The 6038-nt window shown below is 53.1% G+C and carries 8 protein-coding genes; 2 read left to right on the plus strand and 6 right to left on the minus strand.

Annotation, left to right across the window (positions count from 1 at the left end):
* Nucleotides 1–23: 23 nt before the first annotated feature.
* From E6072_RS08755 to E6072_RS08770, 4 genes are all read right to left on the minus strand, one after another.
* Nucleotides 24–341 carry a hypothetical protein gene (locus tag E6072_RS08755; protein WP_316695126.1) on the minus strand — a complete coding sequence of 106 codons (318 nt, stop codon included), beginning with the start codon at nt 339–341 and terminating at the stop codon, nt 24–26.
* A gap of 264 nt (nt 342–605) precedes the next feature.
* Nucleotides 606–1013 carry a hypothetical protein gene (locus tag E6072_RS08760; RefSeq protein WP_316695128.1) on the minus strand — a complete coding sequence of 136 codons (408 nt, stop codon included), beginning with the start codon at nt 1011–1013 and terminating at the stop codon, nt 606–608.
* 100 nt (nt 1014–1113) lie between these two features.
* On the minus strand, nt 1114–1467 hold the full coding sequence (locus E6072_RS08765) for a hypothetical protein (protein ID WP_316695129.1): 354 nt from the start codon (nt 1465–1467) through the stop codon (nt 1114–1116).
* Nucleotides 1464–2006 carry a hypothetical protein gene (locus E6072_RS08770; protein WP_316695130.1) on the minus strand — a complete coding sequence of 181 codons (543 nt, stop codon included), beginning with the start codon at nt 2004–2006 and terminating at the stop codon, nt 1464–1466. Before E6072_RS08770 ends, E6072_RS08765 begins: the two co-directional genes overlap by 4 nt.
* An 82-nt stretch (nt 2007–2088) precedes the next feature.
* Here E6072_RS08770 and E6072_RS08775 point away from each other — a divergent pair, with 82 nt between their 5' ends.
* Together E6072_RS08775 and E6072_RS08780 are read left to right on the plus strand one after the other, a co-directional pair.
* Nucleotides 2089–2493: a helix-turn-helix transcriptional regulator gene (locus E6072_RS08775; RefSeq protein WP_316695131.1), complete on the plus strand. Its 405-nt coding sequence runs from the start codon at nt 2089–2091 to the stop codon at nt 2491–2493.
* A 22-nt stretch (nt 2494–2515) separates the two neighbouring features.
* Nucleotides 2516–3961: a DUF4041 domain-containing protein gene (locus tag E6072_RS08780; RefSeq protein WP_316695133.1), complete on the plus strand. Its 1446-nt coding sequence runs from the start codon at nt 2516–2518 to the stop codon at nt 3959–3961.
* 62 nt (nt 3962–4023) lie between these two features.
* On the opposite strand, the gene E6072_RS08785 is transcribed toward E6072_RS08780, so the two are convergent.
* Nucleotides 4024–4602, minus strand: a complete 579-nt coding sequence (locus E6072_RS08785) for a hypothetical protein (RefSeq protein ID WP_316695134.1) — start codon at nt 4600–4602, stop codon at nt 4024–4026.
* 105 nt (nt 4603–4707) lie between these two features.
* Nucleotides 4708–5865 (minus strand): tyrosine-type recombinase/integrase, encoded by a 1158-nt coding sequence (locus E6072_RS08790; RefSeq protein ID WP_316695135.1) that lies wholly within the window; start codon nt 5863–5865, stop codon nt 4708–4710.
* Nucleotides 5866–6038 lie beyond the last annotated feature (173 nt).

Genomic DNA, 6038 nt, shown 5'->3' on the forward strand with positions numbered 1-6038 from the left:
AGTTCATCATCGAGGTAACGCATCTACGCCACCCCCTCACTAATCACGCCGTCACCATCAACCACGCCGTCACCATCAACGCCGCCAGCAGTGGCCGCGTCACCGGTGGGGGTATCGGTAGCCATCGCGGCCACGAAAGACGCCACCGCATCGAGCACCAACCCCACCTGCGCGATAGAAAGCCGCGCACCGGGAGCCAAAAAATCAGAAACCAAATAAGAAAGCACCGGGCAGTGCCATTCATGCCCCGCTGGATGCGTACCCGCGCACGCCGGGCAACCGCCTCGGGCAAGCGGGAACTTTACCAACCGGGAGCCAGATACACCCGTATAACGCTTCATAGCGTCCTCCAAAAAGCTCGTTAAGTTCTGTGAGAGGCTCTTGGGCGTTTTGTGAGGACGCGCAAGAGCCGGGTACTTCACAACCTGTAACGAGGCAGGCCTCCTGCTTTCCCCCGGAGGGTCTTGTATAGCGAGGACGCTACCCGGCTTGCCAACGCAAGCCGATATGAAAAAACCGCTCTCACGGGATCGCGGTAGACCGCTCGTTACGGTGTTGTGAGCACCTAGAGGCAGAATACCACGAGATTTCACTAACGCAAGCATTTATTGCTCCTCTTCCAAATTTTCTTGAGTATCGCCCCCGAGCAGCTTCCGTATAAAAGCAGAGATAGGATCCTCCCCGGTAGGGTCAGAAGTGGACAAGGAAGTTTCATCACCTACTGGGGAGGAAGAATCATGAGCATCATCGCCAAAGAACTCTGCTGCTTGTTTAATCACCTCGGAAGGAATCTCAGAGTTTCCAATCCGCCGATAAACGGGGCTCGCCGCGAGGGTAAAAAATGCCATCGCCGCCGATACGGACTGCAGCCAAGAGTAGATCGTGGCGTTAGAGTAATTCTCCAGCTCTATCGGAGCTGAAATATCACTTAAAGCCCGCCCCGCATGGTAAAGGTCTTGCAATTCCCTAGAGAAATCCTTAGCGGTCTCGCCGCTAAACTGGTTGCGAATCATTTACGAGTTCTCCTTTGAATAAATAGAAGTTGAGCCCTCCCCGGCAGGGGTATTGTTTTGGAAGCCCGTCCCTGCCAGGGAGGAAGAATGTGAGCGATGTTTAGATGCCATGGCGGGACCGCCTCGCGAAACTACTGCTTTGAGCCGCGCGGGCTCTGGCCTTTTGCGCCTGGATTCCCTCTTCCCTCGAGATTCGCTGCGCATAATCTAAATAACCCAGCTTGATAGCCGCATGGGTAAACGTCATTACCAGCTTTGGCACTTCGCCACCGCGCATCAAAGTGATCAGCGTGTCGCAAATCGGGTAGCGATAGGTGTAAGGGTCACCGAAAACATGCACCAAATGACCCCGGTGCTCCGTGTCTAAATCAAGCTGATAAATACCTTCTTCATCGCAGGTTCCGGTAGCGAACTGCCTGCAGTCAAGGCAGTAGATAAAACATTGGTCGTTCATGATGCGTACTCCATCGTCCTTGAAGTGGCATCGGCGCGAGCCAGACGGCGAAGATGGCGAATATAGCGCTCCTCCTCGGTAAGCGCTAACTCGGTTAGATGCGTTTGTGCCTGCAGTAGCGTGTCACAAGTAGCGCAGCGCGCCTTATGATCGAGCACCGCCTGCCACATACTCGCCTCGGCCTCGTCCGCGAGTGCTCCGGGGTCGGTTGGCGTGGTTTTAGGGGAGGTGGTCGTTGTGGGGGTGGCGGGGGCTGCTGTTTGGCGCATGGCGGAAGCGGTGGGGCAGGCGGGGTTAAATGTTTCTTCTGCGCGTTTGATTATTAGCGCGGGGTCGATGCCCATTGCTTCGGCAACGTTTTTGAGGTCGGTTGCGGTGAAGGCTACGCGTCCGTTTACGCGGGAGTTGAGTTCGTCTCTGGTCATTGAGGCTTTGGGTGCCAGTTTGACGACTTGGAGCTTTTGCCGAGCGATTTCTGCGCGTACTTCTGCGGCTACGGCTTGATTCAACTGGGCAACCCCATTTGGGTTTAAGTTCATGGTTCACAGTGTAAACCGATTTGGGTTTACTGTCAAACCTGTTGTGGTTGTTTCGGCGTGTCTGGCGGCTTACGCTAGGGCTATGGCTCTTAAACCTAAACCCGTTACCGCCCTGGATAGGGCGTGTAGTTTGCTGCTGCAAGAGCTGGTAGACAGGAGCGGGCTTAGCCAGCAAAGGTTAGCTACGGCTACGGGGATTAGTCAGAACCGGGTAGGGATTATTCTTCGCGGGGAACGTGCGGCATCGGTGGGTGAAATCGCAAAACTTGCCGAATGCGTGGCCACCACCGCTGCTTCGGTGGTGGCAGAGGCAGAAGCGCAGGTAAACGCTGCTGCCGCGTCCGCGAGTGCTCCGGGGTCGGATGGTTCGGGAGCCGGGCAGGGGGCGGGCAGTTCGGGAGTCGATAATGTTGCGCGTCCTGATTTTGGTCGCGGTAGGGGCAGGGTTGCCCGTGAGGATTTGGAAGAGCTAGAGCCCTTCGCATAACGGGTCTGAGATAGGGAAAATTATGTTCGGCGATAAGAAAAAGGCGCAGATAGAGACGCTGCGAGCACAAAATGCGCAATTGAATATGGCTTATAGCCAGCTACACTCTCAGCTGGAGTATTTGAACTCGGTGGTGGGGCAAGCTGGTGGGCAAGATTTGCTTCAGCTTCAACAGGCAGTTGTCAATGCTAGGATCATGCAACAAAATGAGTTACAGCAAATCCAGCAGGTTACTCAGCAGAGAGTTTTCCAGGCTCAGCAAGAAGCACAACAGCAAGTAAATATGGCTTACGGCGATACGCTGAGACAGGGAGAGGAAGCGGAAAAGCGCTTGAAAGAAGTGCAGGCTTCTTTAGAAGAGATAGAGAAAAAGCAAGCTAACATTCGCGCTGATATTGAAAATAAGAAAGTAGAGTTAGCAGAGATAGACGAGGTCTATAAAGATGCGACTGCGTTCGTAGAAGCAGGATTAGCAGATTTCGCTCATCCGGCGAAGGATTCAATAGACCTGGGCGATGAGTTAGTAAGTGTGCGCGAGCAGATAAAAAAGCACATACGAAATAAGACTGCTACAAGTGTCAACGAGCATTTCACTTTCAATGGATCTTCCGCCCAAGGTCGTAGGCTTGTCGCTTCGATTTCTAAGATTATGCTCCGCTCCTACAATGCAGAGGCTGAAAACTGCATCCTGACGGTGAAGGCAGGTAACGGGTTGGCGGCAGAAAAGCGGCTAGAGCGCGCCCGCGAGCAGGTGCGCAACCTTGGAAAAATGATGGATCTAAAAATTACTGCAGATTATCATCGGCTGCGGATTCGGGAATTGCGGTTAGCTTTGGACTACCAGAACGCTAAGAAGGCTGAGAAAGAAGAAGAACGCGAACGCCGCGTGCAGCTTAGAGAAGAAGCGCGAGCGCAAAAAGAACTTGAGATTGAAAGAGAAAAGCTCAAAAAAGAGCACGACCATTATCAGAATGTGCTCGATAGGTTACTTGCACAAGGGAAACAAGACGAAGCTAGCGATATCCAGGCAAAGATTTCAGCCTTGGATCAAGAAATCGAATCGGTTGACTATCGCGTTGCAAATATCCGGGCAGGATACGTTTACGTCATCTCAAACATCGGGTCTTTCGGAGACGATATGGTCAAAATTGGAATGACCCGCAGACTAAACCCGCTAGACCGGGTAAAAGAACTCTCCGATGCGTCAGTTCCATTTAACTTTGACGTCCACGCCCTATTCTTTAGCGAAGATGCCGTATCCGTAGAAACAGAGTTACACCACCGCTTCGCGGCTCAGCGGGTAAACCTCATCAACAAGCGCCGCGAGTTCTTCCGCGTGACACCAGCTGAAGTAAAGAAGGAACTAGCAGACATCGCGGGCAACCTCCTCGAATTCATCGATGTTCCCGAAGCAGAACAATACCGAGAAAGCCTCACCCTACGTCAGCAAGGCGCCACAATCGATTAAATTAACCTGCTTGAACGAAACAAGCTAACGGGAGCCAAACCTGCCTAACCCTAAGCGGGCTCTTAACGCTCTTGTGGTTTTTGATTTGAACCGAAAACCGCAGCGATAGCTACTAAATCGATCACACCCAGCACACCAGCAATCCAATAGGCTTGCGCCCACACCGCAAAAGCCACCACAGCTAGAGTAGCAACCGTTGCCGCTAACCCCATAGCTTGCCCCCGGTGCGCATATTTAGCAGGAATCTCATAGCGAGCATGAGTTTGAAACTCCTCAAGCTCACGCGATACCCGCATGTTCTCTACATGCTGCTCATAAATCTCAGGTAGCTGGTCACGCAGCTTGGACAAATTATCTAAATCGGTCTCTCGAAGAGGTACATGCAGATGAATCTCTTGAAGAACAGCATTTACCGTTTGCTGAATGATCTGCTGGCGTTCTGACTCCTCTGGCTCATGTTCGCTGCCCGATTCCACATCGACAGGGGAGATGCTCCCCGGGGAGCCGGGAGAAGAGTTTGAAATGCCGCGTAAGTGTGCTTGCCGCTCAGGTCGAACACCGAGAGAATCCCCAGACGTGTCGCTTCCCTCTTCACCCGGGAATCTTGCCGAACGCAGGTCTTCTCCGTCATTGTCTGCCACTTCCTCTCCTTGCCTCGTATTGTCGCGAATTGTCGCGATTTGTCGCGTATTGTCTAGTAATCCTTAGCATACCCACCAATTAACGAAGGCGAAACCCCAACGACCCTAAACCTCGATACGCGAATCCATTTTGGCAGCTAGTTTTCTATCCCGTTCTATAGTCGCGTGCTGATAGTGAAGAGCGACCTCCACATCCACATGCCCACCACGCTCGAGCAGCTCTGCGAGGGTAGCGCCTTGCTGGGCGAAAATCGTAAGCCCGGTATGGCGCAGATCGTGGAACACGAACCAATCCATTTCGAGTTGTTCGCGAGCGCGCTCAAATGCGCACCGGATCGTGTTGTGATGTACCGGCGCACCCGGATCAGTGGTTCTGGGGAATACGGGAGCCGTGGGGTCTTTTGCTACCCAGGCGTTAAGGTGTTGTTTGATTACTGGCACGAGGGCGGGCGGTATGGATATCTCGCGGCGTCCGGCTTTGGTTTTAAGGTCTGTGTAAGCTCCGCCCATTTTCGAGTTGGTCTGCCTAATGATGCGCACCGTTGCCAGTTTCGGGTTATCTAGGTGGGTGAAATCGGCTCGTTGCAGGCCGCAGACCTCTCCCATGCGCATAGAACACCAGGCGCCAAGTAGGACTGCTAGGCGTAGCCGGTCAGGCATAGCTGCAGCCAAGCCTTTAACTTCCTTGGGGGTTGCTACTTGGCGGCGCTCGGGGTCTTTTACCGGCTCGAATACTGGCCAGGTAACCCGGTTTAGCTGTGAGGCGTCCATGTATCCGCGTTTTGCTGCCCAGGTGAGTACGGCGCGGGTTACCACGATAGCGTTAACCACCGCCCCGGTCGTAAGGTCATCGGAGGCTTTCTGACAATAGGATTCAATGTCATCAGAGGTAAGCGAAGCCAAATCCCGGGAGCCAAGATGCTCCAGGGGGTGATTTAGCCTGGAAGTGTAGGTGTAGATGGTTGAGCCTTTACGGCCTGCTTTTTTCTTTCGCTCTAAATAATCCTCTGATGCTTGAGAAAACGTTATAACCGGAGCGGTGCTCGGGGAACGGAATTCTCCAGAACGAATATCGCGGTGACGCTCCCCTAGCCAGGCGTTAGCTTCTGCCTTTGAGCGAAACGCGCGCGAAAGTCTCTTACCGGTATCTGGATTTACGAATGACGCTAGATACGAGCGTGCACCCGATTTCAGTTCCCGGGTTTTTACTGATCCAAAGCTACGCCGCCGGGCCAAGACCATCACCACCAAAACGAGTACCACTTGAGTACCATTCAATCTTACCCGTTTTTGCCTTTTCGTGTCTTTCTTTGTCCGACCATGCCCCTTAGTTTCCAGTCTGCCAGCGACCTATTAGCGCAGGACAAAGAGGATAAAACAAGTAAAAGCCCCGACCAACGCGAAGTTGATCGGGGCTACTCGTGGAGCTAGCGGGA

Origin of the sequence: Varibaculum cambriense (assembly GCF_032557235.1) — a bacterium.
Taxonomy (GTDB): Bacteria; Actinomycetota; Actinomycetes; order Actinomycetales; family Actinomycetaceae; genus Varibaculum; species Varibaculum cambriense_C.